13 protein-coding genes are annotated in these 16,405 nt (G+C 72.5%); 8 read left to right on the top strand and 5 right to left on the bottom strand.

Annotation, left to right across the window (positions count from 1 at the left end; genetic code table 11):
- Positions 1-363 precede the first annotated feature (363 nt).
- The 3 genes from WME76_RS02585 (at position 364) to WME76_RS02575 (ending at position 4,291) form a co-directional block, all read left to right on the top strand.
- Complete coding sequence (locus tag WME76_RS02585; protein WP_437962067.1) at positions 364-1,986, top strand: ribonuclease J; 1,623 nt, start codon at positions 364-366, stop codon at positions 1,984-1,986.
- The gene (locus WME76_RS02580) at positions 1,983-3,050 is read left to right on the top strand and encodes a CHAD domain-containing protein (RefSeq protein WP_437958643.1); all 1,068 of its coding nucleotides are present in this window, start codon (positions 1,983-1,985) and stop codon (positions 3,048-3,050) included. The genes WME76_RS02585 and WME76_RS02580 overlap by 4 nt, the downstream gene beginning before the upstream one ends.
- A gap of 164 nt (positions 3,051-3,214) precedes the next feature.
- The gene (locus WME76_RS02575; protein ID WP_437958642.1) at positions 3,215-4,291 is read left to right on the top strand and encodes a hypothetical protein; all 1,077 of its coding nucleotides are present in this window, start codon (positions 3,215-3,217) and stop codon (positions 4,289-4,291) included.
- Between the two features lie 194 nt (positions 4,292-4,485).
- Here WME76_RS02575 and WME76_RS02570 read toward each other — a convergent pair whose 3' ends face one another.
- From WME76_RS02570 to WME76_RS02555, 4 genes are all read right to left on the bottom strand, one after another.
- Positions 4,486-5,055 (bottom strand): peptidylprolyl isomerase, encoded by a 570-nt coding sequence (locus WME76_RS02570; protein WP_061620075.1) that lies wholly within the window; start codon positions 5,053-5,055, stop codon positions 4,486-4,488.
- A 133-nt stretch (positions 5,056-5,188) separates the two neighbouring features.
- Complete coding sequence (locus tag WME76_RS02565) at positions 5,189-6,400, bottom strand: thiolase family protein (RefSeq protein ID WP_437958641.1); 1,212 nt, start codon at positions 6,398-6,400, stop codon at positions 5,189-5,191.
- A gap of 360 nt (positions 6,401-6,760) precedes the next feature.
- Complete coding sequence (locus WME76_RS02560) at positions 6,761-7,567, bottom strand: TPM domain-containing protein (protein ID WP_437958640.1); 807 nt, start codon at positions 7,565-7,567, stop codon at positions 6,761-6,763.
- Positions 7,568-7,578: 11 nt separating this feature from the next.
- Positions 7,579-8,166 (bottom strand): LemA family protein, encoded by a 588-nt coding sequence (locus WME76_RS02555; RefSeq protein ID WP_437958639.1) that lies wholly within the window; start codon positions 8,164-8,166, stop codon positions 7,579-7,581.
- A gap of 241 nt (positions 8,167-8,407) precedes the next feature.
- On the opposite strand from WME76_RS02555, the gene WME76_RS02550 reads away from it, so the two are divergent.
- The 5 genes from WME76_RS02550 (at position 8,408) to WME76_RS02530 (ending at position 13,836) form a co-directional block, all read left to right on the top strand.
- On the top strand, positions 8,408-8,935 hold the full coding sequence (locus WME76_RS02550) for an ureidoglycolate lyase (RefSeq protein ID WP_437958638.1): 528 nt from the start codon (positions 8,408-8,410) through the stop codon (positions 8,933-8,935).
- A gap of 173 nt (positions 8,936-9,108) precedes the next feature.
- Positions 9,109-9,945 (top strand): TrmH family RNA methyltransferase, encoded by an 837-nt coding sequence (locus tag WME76_RS02545; RefSeq protein WP_437958637.1) that lies wholly within the window; start codon positions 9,109-9,111, stop codon positions 9,943-9,945.
- A 13-nt stretch (positions 9,946-9,958) separates the two neighbouring features.
- Positions 9,959-10,678 carry a hypothetical protein gene (locus WME76_RS02540; protein WP_437958636.1) on the top strand — a complete coding sequence of 240 codons (720 nt, stop codon included), beginning with the start codon at positions 9,959-9,961 and terminating at the stop codon, positions 10,676-10,678.
- 239 nt (positions 10,679-10,917) lie between these two features.
- A complete protein-coding gene (locus tag WME76_RS02535) occupies positions 10,918-13,299 on the top strand; it encodes a (Fe-S)-binding protein (protein WP_437958635.1) in 2,382 nt (793 codons plus the stop codon).
- 276 nt (positions 13,300-13,575) lie between these two features.
- Positions 13,576-13,836, top strand: coding sequence for a hypothetical protein (locus tag WME76_RS02530; RefSeq protein WP_061614858.1), 261 nt, complete (start codon positions 13,576-13,578; stop codon positions 13,834-13,836).
- Positions 13,837-13,930: 94 nt separating this feature from the next.
- On the opposite strand, the gene WME76_RS02525 is transcribed toward WME76_RS02530, so the two are convergent.
- Positions 13,931-16,369: an autotransporter assembly complex protein TamA gene (locus WME76_RS02525; RefSeq protein ID WP_437958634.1), complete on the bottom strand. Its 2,439-nt coding sequence runs from the start codon at positions 16,367-16,369 to the stop codon at positions 13,931-13,933.
- Positions 16,370-16,405: the final 36 nt, after the last annotated feature.

The raw sequence follows: 16,405 nt of genomic DNA, 5'->3' as shown, positions 1-16,405 counted from the left end.
GCACGGCGGGGGAGAGCCGGGGAAGACAAGGTGCGCAGGAACGGACCGCGCGGCGCGAGCCCCGGGCGACCCGGGTGACGCCGGCGCCGCGGGCCTCGCGCCGGCGCTGGAAAGAGAGAGCGTGACGCAAGGGGCCACCCTGTGGCTACACTGTCGCGCTAAGTTTCGAAGGGGACGGCGAGCGGATCTCGTTCTACGTCGTGAAGCCGTCGCCCTCTCTCTTACAGACCAGCTCAGCAAGCCGCGGGCCGCAGGCCCCCGGCGACCTGGGTGGCAGACCCCCCTCCACGGAACGTGCATCCCGAGCAGAGCGCCCCCGCCACGAGCCAGCTCCCCCCGCCAGCCCCGTCCACCTTGCGGCTCGTGCCTCTCGGCGGCCTCGGCGAGGTCGGGATGAACTGCCTCGCGCTCGAGCAGGCAGACGGTCTGCTGCTCATCGACTGCGGCGTGACGTTCCCGAGCTCGGACCTCGGCATCGACGTCTACCACCCGCGCTTCGATCACGTGCTCGCGCTCCGCGACCGGGTGCGCGGCGTCGTGCTGACGCACGGTCACGAGGACCACATCGGCGGACTGCCGTTCCTCCTGCGCCACCTCGACGTCCCCGTCTGGGGCCCGCCGCACGCGCTGGAGCTCGTGCGTTACCGGCTCGCCGAGCACGGGCTCGAGGACAAGGCGCGGCTCGTGGCGACGCAGGTCGGGCGCGAGGTCGCGATCGGCGGCTTCGTCGTGGAGCCGCTCCGGGTGACGCACTCGATCGTCGACGCCACCGCGCTCGCGATCCACACGGCCGCGGGGCTCGTGGTCCACACCGGGGACTTCAAGCTGGACCCGTCGCCGCTCGACGGCGAGCCGACCGACGAGGCCCGCTTCCGCGCGCTCGGCAACGACGGGGTCCGGCTGCTGCTCTCCGACAGCACCAACGTGGACTCGCCCGGCGAGGCGGGCAGCGAGCGCGACGTCGCCCACGCGCTGGCCGAGCTCGTCGAGACCGCGCCGGCGCGCGTCGTGGTCGGCGTCTTCGCCTCCAACGTCCAGCGCCTGCTCGCCCTCGGTCAGGCCGCGGTCCGCGCCCGCCGCAAGATCTGCCTCCTCGGCCGCAGCGTGCAGACGCACGTGCGGGCCGCGCAGGCCGTGGGGCGGCTGCCGTGGCCGAGCGACCTGCTCGTGCCACCCGAGGTCGCGTCGTCCATGCCGCGGGAGCGGCTCCTCGTCGTCGCGAGCGGCACCCAGGCCGAGCGGGCCTCCACGCTGACGCGGTTCGCGTCGGGGACGCACCCGCACCTGCGCCTGGAGGAGGGGGATCGCGTCATCCTCTCGAGCCGGGTCATCCCGGGCAACGATCGTCCGGTCGTCGACATGATGGCCGGGCTGCTCCGCCTGGGCGTGGAGCTCGTGACCTGGTCGACGGATCGGCGCGTCCACGCGAGCGGGCACGCGCATCGAACGGAGCAGACACGCATGATCGACATGACCCAGCCGCGCAGCTTCCTCCCGGTGCACGGCGCGCTGCACCATCTGACGCGGCACGCGGCGCTCGCCCGGGAGCGCGGCGTCTCCGAGGTGCTCGTCGCCGAGAACGGCCACGTCGTCGAGATCGGCGCGACGCAGGCGCTCGGGCGGAGCGGCCGGGCCGTCGCCGGCCGCGTGGCCACGGCGGGCGGCGAGGAGCTCGGGGAGGAGGTCCTCCGGGAGCGCGCGAACCTCGGCCGCTCCGGGGTGGCGTTCGTGTCGCTGGTCGTCGACGTGCACGGCGCCCTCGCGGCGCCGCCGCAGGTCCTCGCCCGCGGCGTCACCGGCGAGCTCGAGGGGGGCGCGCTGAGGGCCGCGGCGCGCGCGGTCGCGCAGGCGGTGAACGACTGCGAGCCGCGCGCGCGGCGCCGCGACAACGACATCATCGAGGCGGCGCGGCTCGCGGCGCGCCGGACGATCGAGGCGAAGCTCGGGAGGCGCCCGCTGGTGACAGTGGCGCTCACGCGGCTGTGACGCCCCAGGGGGGGAGCGCCTCGCCGCCGGGTGGAGGCGAGGGCGGCGGAGGCGAGGGCGGCGGAGGCGGTGAGGCCCGCGGCGCGAAGCTCTCCGCCGCGGACTTCCTGCGGCCGGTGCTGCTCTCCTACATCGACCGCGTGCGGGCCGACGCGCGGCGCGTCGTCGCCACCAGCGCGCAGGGCGAGGGCGCCGAGCCGGACGTCGAGGCGGTGCACGACTTCCGGGTCTCGCTCCGCCGGCTGCGGACGCTGCTCAAGCCGGCGCGGCGCATCTACGGCAAGCGGCGTCTCCGGCCCATCGCCGGAGGGCTCCGGGAATTCGCGCGGGCGACCGGGACGCTGCGCGACGAGGAGGTGCTGCGCGAGACGCTCACCGCGCTCGAGCTGGGCGACGAGGCGCGGGCCGCCGTCGACGCGTGGGTCCAGCGGCGATCGCGCCGGGAACACGAGGCGCGTGCGCACATCGTCGAGCTGCTCCGGCGGGACCGTCCGGGCGACGCGGGCGCGGCGCAGGCCGACGCGCCCGCGCAGGGCGACGCGGGCGCGGCGCAGGCCGACGCGCCCGCGCAGGGCAAGCGGCTTCGGCTGGAGAAGCACCTCGCGCGGCTCGAGCGGCGCATCTCGCGCAAGAAGAAGGTGAAGCGTCGCGGCGCCGAGGCGCTCGCGCGACGAGCGATCGGCGACACCCTCGACGACGTGCGCGCGCTCGCGGCGGCCGATCCGAGCGACGGCGCGGCCATGCACGCGCTCCGGATCCGCTTCAAGCGGCTGCGCTACTCCGCCGAGACGTTCTCCCCGCTCTTCGGTGAGCGCGCCGAGCGCACGGCCAGATCCGCGTCGCGGCTCCAGCGCCGCCTCGGTCAGCTCCACGACGTCGACGAGGCGCTCGCGCAGATGAGGGACGCCGAAGGGCTGTCGCCCGACGAGCGCGCGGCCGTCACCGACGCGCTCGGCGCAGAGAGGGCGCGGCTCGCCCACAAGGCGACCGAGGAGCTCACGCGGGAGCTCGAGACGCTCGCGGCGCTCTGGTCGGACGAGCCGCCCGCGCCCCCGCCCGGGTGACGCAGCGCGCGGCGCGCAGCGCAGCACGGAGCGCCGCAGCAAGGACGCCACCGACAGGTACGGAGGCTCCCCGGCCGCGGTGCCCGCCATGAGGGCAGGCGGTTCATGATACCGTCGCCAGGGCTTCTTTTCCGAGGCGAAGCTCGCCGATCCCGGAGGTCGTGTTGCGCCGCTCTGCCTTCCCAAGCGTCACCGCGCTCGTCGCTCTCCTCGCGGCGAGCGCCTGCACCCAGGACTTCGATCAGTTCAACCCCTTGCCCTCCCCGGGCTCGTCCGGGAGCTCCGGCGGGGCCGGCGGCGGTCAGGCGACGACGACCGCGGGCACGACGAGCAGCGGCGCAGGGGGCGGCGAGCAATGCCTGAACGGCGACGATGACGACCGTGACGGCGAGGTCGACTGCGCCGACGACGACTGCAGCGGGTTCACCTGCGTCGCCGTCCCCGAGGGCTGGCAGGGGCCCGGCATCCTGTACGCAGGCCCCGCGGCGGCGGACGTCGACTGCCCCGCGGACTTCCCCACGCGCGTGGACGTGGGCGGCCGCGATCCCGTCGACGAGCCGGCGACCTGCAGCCCGTGCTCGTGCGGCGCGCCGGACGCCGAGTGCGAGACGCCGGCGGTCACGGTCTACGGGGACGCCGGGTGCGGCGGGGCGAGCGTGACGCTGCCGGTGCGATCGGAGAACTGCATCAACCTCGGCGATGACTTCCAGCCGGGCAGCTACAGCGGCGAAGCGCCCGACGTGGACTCGGCGACGTGCGCCGCGTCGGGCGGCGAGGCGACGTTGCCGCCGCCGCGCTTCGGCACCGAGGGCGTCGTGTGCGCTCCCGGGCCCGACGCCGGCGGCTGCGCGGCAGGCGAGGCTTGCGCCCCGCGTGAGATGGACGCGCCGTTCGAGCAGGGCGCCTGCATCTGGCGCGAGGGCGAGCGGCGATGCCCTGAAGAATTCGGCGAGCGACACGTGTTCGCGAGCTCCGTGATCGACGACCGCGGCTGCACGCGGTGCACGTGCGACGCGAGCGGCGTGAGCTGCGCAGCGACGCTGACGCTCTTCGAGAGGAGCGGCTGCCGGACGCCGGTCGAGACCGTGCCGTTCAACGGCGTCTGCGTCGACGATCCGCCCCCCGCCGCCTCGGTGTCGATCGAGGTGACCGGAGCCGGCAGCTGCCGGCCGCGCGGCGGCGAGCCCAGGGGAGAGATCGAGGAAGGCGAGGACAGGATCACCGTCTGCTGCGCCCGCTGAGCGGGCGCAGCGCGGCGCGCCTCCAGGCCTGTCCGGGAGGGCGCAGGAGGGCGGGCGTTCCGGAAGAAAGATGAATCTTCTTCGCCACTTACCGCCCTCCCCCTGCGTCTCGCCTTCGCTCGCCAGCCGTCATCCGTCGACGGGGCTGGCCGCGTCGCGCGACGCTGGGCGCCGTCGCGCGGCGCTCGACGGCGCTACTGCCGGAAGATCTCGACGCGCTCGAGGACGACGTCCTGGTTCGGCCGATCGCGCGTGGTCGCCACGTTGGCGATGCGGTTGACGACGTCGAGCCCGCTCACGACCTTGCCGAACACCGAGTGCCGGTTGTCGAGGTGCGGCGTGGGCCCCTCGGTGATGAACCACTGCGCGCCGTTCGTGTTCTTTCCGGAGTTCGCCATGGAGAGCACGCCGGGGCCGTCGTGCCGCAGCGCGGGGTTGAACTCGTCCTCGAACTTGTAGCCCGGGCCGCCGGTGCCCCAGCGCGCCGCCATGTCCGGGTGGCGCGAGAGCGGATCGCCGCACTGGATCATGAAGCCCGAGATGACGCGGTGAAAGCGGACGCCGTCGTAACAGGGCGTGCCCTGCATGCCCTCGCCGGTCTTCGGATCGGTCCACTGGATGGCGCCCGTGGCGAGGCCGACGAAGTTCTTGACGGTGTTGGGCGCGCGCTGCTCCTCGAGCCGGACGACGATGTCGCCGAGCGAGGTCTTCAGTCGGGCGTGAAGCTCGCCGGTGCCGGGCACGTTGATCGCGGGGAATTGCATCGGGCCTTCTCCTCTTCCTTGCCGCCGGGGCGGCGACGTCAGCTGAAGGAGGAGAGCCGCAGGGCCCCCCTCGCTGCGTTCTGGTGCGGCGGTCTTAGCGCATCTCGCGCCGCGGAAGAGGGGCGAATTTGCCTCAGGCGCGCTCGAAGAGCGTCGCGATGCCCTGACCCACGCCGATGCACAGCGAGGCGACCCCGACCTTGGCGCCGCGCGCGCGCATCGCATGCACGAGCGTGCACGCGATGCGCGCGCCCGAGCAGCCGATCGGGTGTCCGAGCGCGATCGATCCGCCGCGCACGTTCACGCGCGCCGGGTCGAGCTCCAGCGCCCGCGAGCACGCGAGCGCCTGCGCCGCGAACGCCTCGTTGAGCTCGAACAGATCCACGTTGGGCACGCGCAGCCCGGTCCGCTGGAGGAGCTTCTTCACCGCAGGGATCGGCCCCTCCCCCATCAGGTTCGGATCCACCCCCGCGGTCGCTGTCGCGATGACGCGCGCGAGCGGCGTCACGCCGGCGGCCTGGACGGCGTCGCTCGAGGCGAGCAGGAGGGCGGCGGCGCCGTCGTTGAGCGGCGACGAGTTGCCCGCCGTGACGGATCCGCCCTCACGGAAGGCCGGCTTGAGCTTCGCCAGCGCCTCGAGCGAGGCGTCGGCGCGCACGGACTCGTCGCGATCGAACAGGACGGGATCGCCCTTCTTCTGCGGGACGGGGACGGGGACCACCTCGGCGGCGAAGCCGCCCGACTCCCAGGCGAGCGTGGCGCGCTCGTGGGACAGCAGCGCGAACCGGTCCTGCTCCTCGCGGCTGATGCCGTGCTTCTTGGCCACGTTCTCGGCGGTCTCCCCCATCGACTGGAGCTCGAACCGCGCGGCCATCCTCGGGTTCGGGTAGCGCCAGCCGAGGGTCGTGTCGTAGACGGTCGGCGCGCTCCGGTCGAACCGCTCGGCCTGCTTCGGCATCGAGAACGGCGCGCGCGTCATGCTCTCGACGCCGCCGGCGATCGCGCAGTCGGCCTCGCCGGTGGCGATCATGCGCGCGGCGTCGGCCACCGCCTCGAGCCCCGAGCCGCAGAGGCGGTTCACCGTCACGCCCGGGACCTCGTACGGGAGCCCGGCGAGCAGCGCGGCCATCCGCGCGACGTTGCGGTTGTCCTCTCCGGCCTGGTTCGTCGCGCCGAAGACGACCTGGTCGAGGCGCGGCGCGAGCGAGGGGTGGCGGCGCACGAGCGCGTCGAGGACGAGCGCCGCGAGGTCGTCGGGGCGGACCATCGCCAGGGCGCCGGCGTAACGGGCGATCGGGGTCCGGACAGCGTCGACGACGAAGACAGGGCGGAGAGCAACAGCCATGCAGCGATCGTAGCTTTGCCTGGTGAAGGCGCCGTTGAAGATCGCGTGAGCACGACCTCGGCTCCGCCTCCGTTCCGCGCGCGCGTCGCTCGCGGCCTCGCGTCGCGCCCGCCCGCCGGTTCGCGCCGGGCTGGATGCCGCCGCGCGGCCCGCGCCCGCGAGCAGGAGGACAACTCCCTACCTCGAATCGCACCGGCTGTCCGGTATTCCCCTGACACGTCACGCGCCGAGTTCCAGAGACGGCAGCAGCCGAGAGAGGATCGATCGGGCGCCAGGTTCGTTGGGCGGGAGCCGGCGTCGACCACGGCCGGGCAGCCGATCCGTTCCGTACGTCGTGAAGTGTACCGAGCTCGTGGCAGCTCAGTAGCTGCCGCTCGACCCGCCGCCGCCGGAGCGACCACCGCCGCCGCCGCCGAACCCGGATCCACCGCCGCCACCGAACCCGGATCCACCGCCGCCGCGGCCGCCGCCCCGGAAGAGGATCGCCTGCAAGGCGAACCAGAGGAACCAGCGGAAGGCGGGCGAGATGAGCGCGAGAAGGAGCCCGGCCACCACGGCGATGACCGTGACGCCGACCTTGATCGGCGAGGCCGGGGTGGGCGCCGGCCGCGTGCCAGGGGCCGGTCGCCGCTCCTCCTCGGGCGTCCCGGCGACGAGCGCCCGGGCGATCTCGGTCGTCCCCTGGTCGATGGCGTCGCGGAATCGATCCTGCTGGAGCAGCGGGCTGATCGTCTGCCGGATGATGTCGTTCGACTGGAGATCCGTGAGCGCTCCGCCCACGCCCTTGCCCGTCTCGATCCGGACGCGCCGCTCGGACGGGGCGATCACGAGGAGGACGCCGTTGTCGGCCCCCCGCTGGCCGAGCTGCCACGCGTTGAACGCCTCGTAGGCGACGTCCTCGATCGTCTCCCCTTCGAGCGATCCGGCCACGAAGGCGACGATCTCGAACCCGGTCTGGCGGCGGATGCGGTCGAGCTTCGCGTCGAGGGTGCGGACGTCGGCCGGGTCGAGCCGCCCCGCCGTGTCGACGACGTGCCCGGTGAGCGCCGGCGGCTTGAAGTCGGCCACGGCGGGCCGGGCGACGAGCGCGCAGACCAGCGCTACTGCGGCCGCAACGGCCCTGACCACGGCCCGCAGCCGCGCTCCGCTCGAGACAACCGGACGCATCGCGACCTCCCTCAATCGAACGAGACCTTGGGCGCCGTCTGGACCTCGGGAGAGGCGGTGAAGTACACGCGCGGCTTGAACGGCTGGCCCGTGGCCTTGTTCACCACCTGGCCACGGATCTTGAGGAGCTCCGCGTTGTACTCGCGCGCCGCCTGGTTGTACTCCTCGCGCGCCCGGAGGATCCGGTTCTCGATGCCCTCGAGCTGGACCTGGAGGTTATGGAAGCCCTGGCTCGCCTTGAGATCCGGATATTGCTCCTGCACGACGAGGAGCCGTGACAGCGAGCCGCTGAGCTGCTCCTGCGCCTTCTGGAAAGCCTGCACCTTCTCGGGATCGGTCAGGTCCTCCGCGTTGAGCTGGATGCTGGTGGCGCGGGCGCGCGCCTCGGCGACGCTCGCCAGCGTCTGCTCCTCGTGCTTGGCCGACGCCTTCACGACCGCCACCAGGTTCGGGACGAGGTCGTAGCGCCGCTGGAGGTTCGCCTCGAGATCCGACCATTTCTGGGCCGCGATCTGGTCCTTCTCGACGAGCACATCGTAGCGCTGGCAGCCCATCAACGACGTGATGAGGGCGAGCACCGCCAGGAAAACGGGGACCACCGCCAGGCGCTTCCGAAACGTCAAAGGGTGAACAATCCGCATGACTGACTCCACGGTCGCTTTCTTTACCGCCCGGGTAAGGCGTGGATTGTCGCCATGCAAGACCGCGGCCTCGTGCCGGCGGCGGGCCTGTTCGGCGTCGGCCGCCGGCGGCGTGGTAGCCTGTCGCGCCGCGCTCGCGCTCTGGCCTCCCCCTGCGCGGGGGCCACAGGCGTGGCGCACCGCCACAGTCGACGGCCCGATGAACCACCGCGCACGCATCGCCGCTCACCCGCTCAGCCCCGCAGCGTATGCGCCCTACGGCGATGTCCTCATGGCCTCACCGCACGGACAGCCAGGCAGGCCGGCCAACCAGGGGACCGCCCTCCGCTTCGACCACCTCGCCGGGATCGAGGACCTCCGTCCCGGGCGCGCCGCGCTGAACGTCTCCGTGTTCCGTTGCGCCCCGCGGACGACGTTCCCGCTCCCGATCGCCCTGCTCGAGAAGCACCCTGGCTCGACGCAGGCGTTCGTGCCGATGACCGCGCGCCGCTACCTCGTCGTGGTCGCCCTGGGCGGCGACCGGCCCGACCTCGGCACGCTCGCCGCCTTCATCGCCCACGGCGCCCAGGGCATCACGTATCGCCCCGGCGTGTGGCACCACCCGATGATCGCGCTCGACGCAGAGACCGACTTCGTCTGCCTGGTCTGGGAAGACGGATCTCCCGGCGACTGCACCGTGGTCGAGTACGACGAGGCCGAGCAGGTCGCGATCGCGATCGACCCCTGATCCCCGGACCTCTCCCGCGTCGCCGCCGGTCCAGCGGGGCGCGGCGGCCGAGGCCAGCGACGCAGGCGGGATCGCGGCGGCAGCCGAGGGCGCTCCCCCCGGCCCGCGCCGCCCCGCGCGCGGCGCCGCAGCCTCCGGGGGCGCTCCGCGCTATAGAGGCGCCCCGACCCCTCATGCGCCGCTCGACCCCCAACTGCTCGTTCGTCGCGCAGGAGCAGCGAAGGCTGCTCGCCGCGCTCGATGTCCTCGACGTCGCCGCCGTCGCCCGCATCCTCGAGGAGTTCGTCACCAGCGAGCGCAGCGCGCGGCTGCGCGGGGTCATCGCGGCGCGGCTCGACGCGGTCACCGTGGCCATGGACGCGCCGCACGATCCGCACAACGGGGCCGCCGTGCTCCGCTCGTGCGACGCGTTCGGCCTGCAGCGGCTGCACATCATCGAGCGGGCCGAGCAGTTCCTGGTCTCGAACACCGTCTCGCGCGGCTCCGAGCGCTGGGTCGACGTGCACACGCACCCGAGCGCCGAGGCCGCGGTGGCCGCCCTCATCGCCTCCGGGCACGAGCTCGTGGCGACCCACCCGGACGGCGATCTGACCCCGCGCGATCTCTCGAGCATCCCGCGCCTCGCGCTGGTGCTCGGCAACGAGCGCGACGGCATCCGCCCCGACCTCGCCGCCGCCTGCGCCCACGCCGTGCGCGTCCCGATGCGCGGCTTCGCGGAGAGCCTCAACGTGAGCGTCACCGCGGCGATCCTGCTCGAGCACGCGACGAACGGCCGCCCCGGCGACCTGCCCGAGCCCTACAGGATCAAGCTCTACGCCCGCGCGCTGGTGCTCACCGTGCCCCACGCCGCGGAGATCCTGGCCGCGCGGGGCATGCACCTGCCCTCGCCGCTCGGGGGGCCGCCCCCTCCGCCCACGCACCCGCGCGGCCCCAAGCCGCGCCGGCCGCCGGCGATGCCCGCGGCCGGAGAGCGCAGCGCCGGCGCCCCCCAGGAGCCCGAAGGTGGGTAGCATGCAGCTCCCCATGCGAAGCCCCGGTCCTCCGCGGCGCGATCGCCGCGCCCGCGGCGCCGCCCCGCCCCCGCCTGCCCCCCGCGGCCTCCGCGCGCGCCTCGCCGCGGCCCGCGCGGCGCTCGGCGGCCTGCGCGCGGCGCTCGCCCTCCTCCCGCGCGCGGCGGCCCCGTTTGCCCTGCTGCTCGCGGGCTGCATCGAGGTGCCGCTGCCCCCGCCCAGGCCGCCCCTCGAGCCGAAGGAGCTCAAGGTCTCGGAGGGCGTCGGGCTCGAGGTCGCCTGCACGCCGACGGGGGTCGAGCTCTGCTTCGACGCGCACGACAACAACTGCAACGGCGTGATCGACGAGGGGTGCGGGCTCCACACCGGGATCCTCCAGTTCACGATCGCCTGGGAGGAGCCCGAGGCCGACGTCGATCTCAACGTCTATGACCCGACGGGAGAGCTCGCCCGCGTCGGGGAGCCGACGGCGAGCGGCCTCATGAAGGACCGCGACTGCCCGCGCGTGAGCGGCGAGTGCCAGGAGCAGAACGTGGAGAACGTGTTCCTCACCGAGGGCGAGCCGGCCCGCGGCCGCTACCGCGTCGTCGTGCGGCTCGACAAGCTGAACGACGCGACCGCCCCCATCCGCGTCCGCCTGAGCGCGCGGATCGGCCAGCGCTCGTACAGCATGGCGCTCGACCTGTCGCCCTCCGCCGCGACCGAGGAGAAGAGCGTCGAGTTCACGCTCTGAGCCTCTGGCGAGGCGCGCCTCCCGCGGTCACAACGCGACCACGCGCCCCTCGCGCAGCCGCCTATCCGCCCTCGCAGGAACCCTGCGACAACCGACGGCGACCGCGCGAGACAGGACCCGGGCGCGCGCTCTCCGCGCGCGTTTCGTGGCGGCCGCGCGGTTGACGTCCGCCGCTCCCCCACCTTAAAAGACATGGCCATTTTGCACCCGGAGATGTCCCGCGAATGAATCCCACGTGGATGCTCACATTGCTCGTCGGCCTCTTCGCCGCCTTTGCGTGGAGCGCCAACCGGCGTTGGCAGCTCCTCAAGGTCGGGCGCGGGGACAACCGGCTCGATCGGATCGCCGAGCGCCTCAAAGGCACCTGGGAGTACGCGTTCCGCCAGCGGAAGATGGGTTACTACCCGCTCGCCGGGCTGGCGCATAAGCTCATCTTCTTCGGATTCCTCGTTCTCCTGCTCCGGACGCTGATCCTCTGGGGCCGCGGCTTCGACCCGGCGTTCGACCTCTGGATCCTGGGGCACGAGCCCGTGCGGCTGCCGGGCATCGGCGCGGTGCCGCTCGGCGGCATCTACGAGTTCGTGAAGGACGTCATGGCGACGCTGGTCGTCGCCGGCGCGCTCGTGTTCATCTACTACCGGGCGATCAAGCGCGAGCGGCGCATGACCCTGTCCGGCGAGGGGCTCCTCATCCTCGGCATCATCGTCACGATGATGGTGAGCGACATGCTCTATGACGGCGCCTCGCTGGCGCTGCACCACCGGTGGTCGACGATGACGTGCGGCCCCGGCGACGCGGCGCTCTGCGAGCGCATCGCCACGGTGACCGCCCCGTTCGCGGGCGTCCCCGCGGACCCGGCGGCGCTCCGCTGGCACCTGTTCCCCGCCCCGGCGGGGTCGCTGTTCGGCGTCCTCGTGAGCGGCGCCAGCCCGGGGACGCTCGTCGTCCTCGCGCACATCGGCTTCTGGACGCACGTCACGCTGGTGCTCGTGTTCCTGAACCTGCTGCCGCACTCGAAGCACTTCCACATCATCACGTCGATCCCGAACGTCTTCGCGCGCAACCTCGACCCGCGCGGCCGGCTGCCGCTCGTCGCGGGGAGCGCCGAGGCGATCGGCGAGATGGTCATGAAGGCCGCCGAGGAGCCCGAGAAGGCCGCCCCGGTCGGCGTGGGCCGCGTCGAGGACTTCACCTGGAAGGCGATCCTCGACTTCTACACGTGCACCGAGTGCGGCCGCTGCAGCGACAACTGCCCGGCCCACAAGACGGGCAAGATCCTGAGCCCCAAGCAGCTCACGCTCGACCTGCGCGACCACCTGTACGGCCGCGAGAGCGAGTTCATCAACAGGCCAGGCGGCCCGAGGGGGCTCGCCGAAGGCCACGCGGCCCAGGCGAACGGGCACGCCGGCGACGGGGCGGGAGCGACGGACGGCGAGGGCGCCGAGGCGGCCGACGCGCAGGAGCGCGCCGAGCACGCGGAGCAGGCGTCGCCGGAGAACCCGGTCCCGACCCCCGAGGCCGCGTACAAGCCCGTCGACCTCGTGGCGAACGTCGTCCATCCGGACGTGCTCTGGGCGTGCACGACGTGCCGCGCCTGCGAGGAGCAGTGCCCGGTGATGATCAGCTACGTCGACAAGATCGTCTCCATGCGCCGCCACCTGGTCCTCGTGAAGGGCGAGTTCCCCGCCGAGCTCGGGAACCCGTTCAACGCGATGGAGGTCAACGGCAACCCCTGGAACCTCGCGCGCATCGACCGCGGCAACTGGGCCGAGGGGCTCGAGATCCCCACCATGGCCGAGAAGCCGCAGGCGCCCGTGCTCTACTGGGTCGGCTGCGCGGCGAGCTACGACGACCGCGCGAAGAAGATCGCGCGCGCGACCGCCAGGCTCCTGAAGGCCGCCGGCGTCGACTTCGCGATCCTCGGCCAGGAGGAGACGTGCACCGGCGATCCGGCGCGCCGCGCGGGCAACGAGTACCTCTTCGCGATGCTCGCCGAGCAGAACGCCGCGACCCTGAACGGCTACAAGGAGCAGGGCGGCATCCGGAAGATCGTCACGACCTGCCCCCACTGCTTCAACACGCTCGCCAACGAGTACCCCGACTTCGGCGCGAAGTTCGAGGTCGTGCACCACACCGACTTCCTGCTCGGCCTCGTCGCCGAGAAGAAGCTCGTCCCGAAGAAGCCGGTCCAGGGCAAGGTCGTCTTCCACGACTCCTGCTACCTCGGCCGCTACAACGACGTGTACGAGCAGCCGCGCGACATCCTGAAGAGCATCCCCGGCGTGCAGCTCGTCGAGGCCGAGGGGTGGAACCGGCAGAAGGGGCTCTGCTGTGGCGCCGGCGGCGCGCAGATGTGGATGGAGGAGCAGAACAAGGACCGCGTGAACGTCAAGCGGACCCTGCAGCTCCTCCAGACCGAGGCGAAGACGATCGCGACCGCCTGCCCGTTCTGCCAGACGATGATCACCGACGGCCTCAAGGATCAGTCCAAGGAGGACTCGATCCGCCAGCTCGACGTCGTCGAGCTGCTCGAAGAGAGCTGCGCCCTCGATCGCCCGGCCGGCAGCCGCGCGGCCGCCTCGCAAGAGGCCGCTGAAACGGCCGCGTCCGCCGGCGCCTAGATCCCTTCAAAAATTCCGTTGCCAGCGCACGCGGGATCGCGGCGCCATGAGGTCCATGGCGCACAATCCCGCGTGCTTCCCCACATTTACGCCCTGGAGCAAGCCTGACGGAGATCAGGAGCAGCCTTCTCGTGCGTCCCGTCTCGGCCTGAGCTAGATTCGGCCGTGCCGCCGGAGGTGGATGTGATTGAAGGCGCTTTGAAGGGGACTGCGAACCTGGATCCCCGCCCTACGCCGGAGGGGACCGCGAATGCGGATTTCCGGCTCACGGGGACATTGACTCATCCGATCTGCATCTCGGTCGACGCCGTCGCCGACAACGCGCTGCGCGCGCGCCAGGCAGCCTCAGGCGCAACGGAGCTCCGCTGCGACGTGTGCGACACGGCGATCGAGGGGGAGCCGGCCGGGCGCGGCCTGTACATGTGGTCGCGCGGTGAGGAGCTCCGGTTCGAGGAGCCCGCCCTGTGCGGCGGCTGCGCGGTCGCCATCGGGATGACCGCGCTGTCCGCCTGGAACGTCGAGGAAGAAGAGGGCTGAGCCCGCTCCCGCGGCCCGCCGAGAGGCGCGGGCCGCGCCGCCGCCCGGCGGCTTGTGGTCCACCTCAGCACCCCATCATCACGTCAGCGTCACGTCAGAACGCCTCGCCGATCGCCAGGTTCACGGCGATGGGCAGCACGTCGAACAGCGCCTCCGGGACCCGCTCGTCCTCGGGCCAGCCTTCCTCCCCGGGCGTGCACTTGCCGAACACCTGCAGGCACGGGACGCGGTAGCCGATGTCGAAGCGCAGCGGGCCGACCGGCGTGGTGTAGCGCAGCCCGACGCCCGCCGAGAGGTGGGGCCGCTGCGCCCCGGAGCGGAACAGGCTGAGCTCGCGGGTGACGTCGCCCGCGTCGGCGAAGATCACGGTGCCGAAGCTCTCCCCGAGCGGGATGCGGAGCTCGAGGCTCGCCTCCCAGAGCAGCCGGCCGCCGATCGGGACGAGCGGGGCTTCCTCGATGTCCGTGTCCTCCGTCGCCGTGGGAGACGGCACGCGCGCGTGCGGGCCGACCTCGTTGAACCCGTATCCACGGTTGCTCGTGGCGCCGCCGCTGAAGAACCCGCGGAACTGCATGAGCTGAAGGTCGGCGCCGCACCGCGCCCTCTCCTCGCTGCTGGCGCTTGTGTGACACCGGGTCGGGTCGAAGGACGCCTCGCCGTACTGGAGGTCCGGGTTGGTCGGGAACAACCACCCGGTCATCATGCGGAAGCCGAGGGTCCATCTCCTCGATACCGGGAGGTAGGCGCGAAACTCGGGCTGCAGGCGGATATCGCGGGCGTCGTGGAATCGCTTCGCGTTGACGGCCGTCGGGCCGACGAGGGTCTTGGCCAGCGCCGTGTCCGCCGCGAGGTAGCCGGCGAGCTGAGCGTCGAGCGCGACGTAATAGCCGTGGTGAGGGGTGAGCCTGTCGGGCTTCCCCGCCCGGTTCAGGCGGCGATCGTAGGACACGGTCGCCTGGAGGTAGGGGATGAAGATGGTCCCGAAGCCCACCGGCAGCGGCGCCGCGTTGTAGGTGAACGGACTGTTGAGCTGAACGTTGTAGAGCAGGGAAGCGTTCAGGTCAGACTTCAGAAAAGGCCGCTCCAGGCCGATGGATCCGACGTACTCGCGGTACCCAACGATCGAGTGCTCCGACTCTTCCTTAGGGGTATCTGCAGCATTTCCTGACTCCCCCTCTTTCTCTTCGGGCGGGTCCGGCTTGGTGCAGAACTCGCCGGTCTGCGGGCAGTAGAGCTTGAACGAGCCGCGCAGCACCGCGGCCGTGCGGCGCTCGAACGCCCCCGGCTGGCGGAGCTCGGACCGGAGCTGGATCTCCGGCAGGAGGCGGAAGTCGTCCTTCAGGTCGTTGCCGAGCAGCGTCGAGAACTCCACCGGATAAAAGACCAGCCCCGGCCGGGCCTCGATGTTGAAGCGGCGCAGGCCGCCGAGGAAGTTGCGGTCCTCCCACCCGGCGACGAGGTGCGCCTCGACGCGCGAGCCGACCTCGGCGCCGCCGCCGAGCCGCACGGCGCGCAGCGCGGCCGGCTCCACGGAGAAGGTCACGGGGACGACCGGGCTCCTCGGCTGACCGGGCGGCGCGAGCTCGGGCTTCACCGCGACGGCGCCGAACACGCCGAAATCGGCGAGCGCCTGCTCGGCGTCCGCGAGCACCGCGGTCGAGAACCGCTCGCCCTCCTCGATGCCGATCGCCGTCCGGACGGGCGCCTCCGGGAGCTCGCCGAGCCCCTGCAGGTTCACCTTGCCGAACGTGCACTCGGGGCCGAGCTCGATCGTGTAGCGGACCCGCGCCTCGTTCTTCAGGAGGTCCACGTCGACGTGCCCCTCGACGGTCGCGTAGGCGAAGCCGCGATCGGTGAGGACCCGGAGCAGCGACTTCTTGAGCTCCTCGTACTGGTCCTCGTCCAGGCGCTCGCCGATCTTGAGCTGGTTCTTCGCCTCGGTCACCGGCCGGGCGATGTCCCTCCCCTTCTCCAGCGTCCAGTCCCGCCACTGGAGATCCACGGAAGCGACCTTCACCGGATCTCCCTCGGAGACGACGATGCGCACCTGGACGCGCCCCTCCTTGCCGGGGCCGCCCGTGCGCTGCACCCGCGCCGCGCGCGCCCGCGCGTTGTAGAACCCGCGCGCCCGCAGGTACCGCTCGATGCGGGCCATGTCCCGCTCGAGGACGAACCGGTCGAACCGCTCGTACTCGACCGTGAGCGCGTCCCAGATGCTCAGGATCGGCACGCGCTCGAAGGCGCCGCCGAGCAGGTGCGAGCTCTCGGCCGTCGCGATGCGCTCGGCGAGCTCATCGCCGCTGATCACCTCGCCGCCCTCGAAGGAGACGTCCTCGATGGCGCACCCGCTGAGGTCCGGGCGCGTGCACGCCGGCGGCTGCCGCGCGGCGCAGGCGGACGCCCCGAGCGCGGCGGAGACGACGAGCGCCCCGGCGACGGATCGCGCGAGCGGGGCCTGGACACCTGAAAGGTAACTTTCGGTTGTGCCGGCGGCGGTGCGATCGCCCCGGTGTGCGCGATGGCGAGGATTCAACGTTACGCCTGTGTTTTCGATATGCTGCCGTCCGCT

Source organism: Sorangium sp. So ce119 (genome assembly GCF_051524405.1).
GTDB lineage: Bacteria > Myxococcota_A > Polyangia > Polyangiales > Polyangiaceae > Sorangium > Sorangium cellulosum_G.
This window is presented reverse-complemented; position numbering and strand designations above follow the sequence as displayed.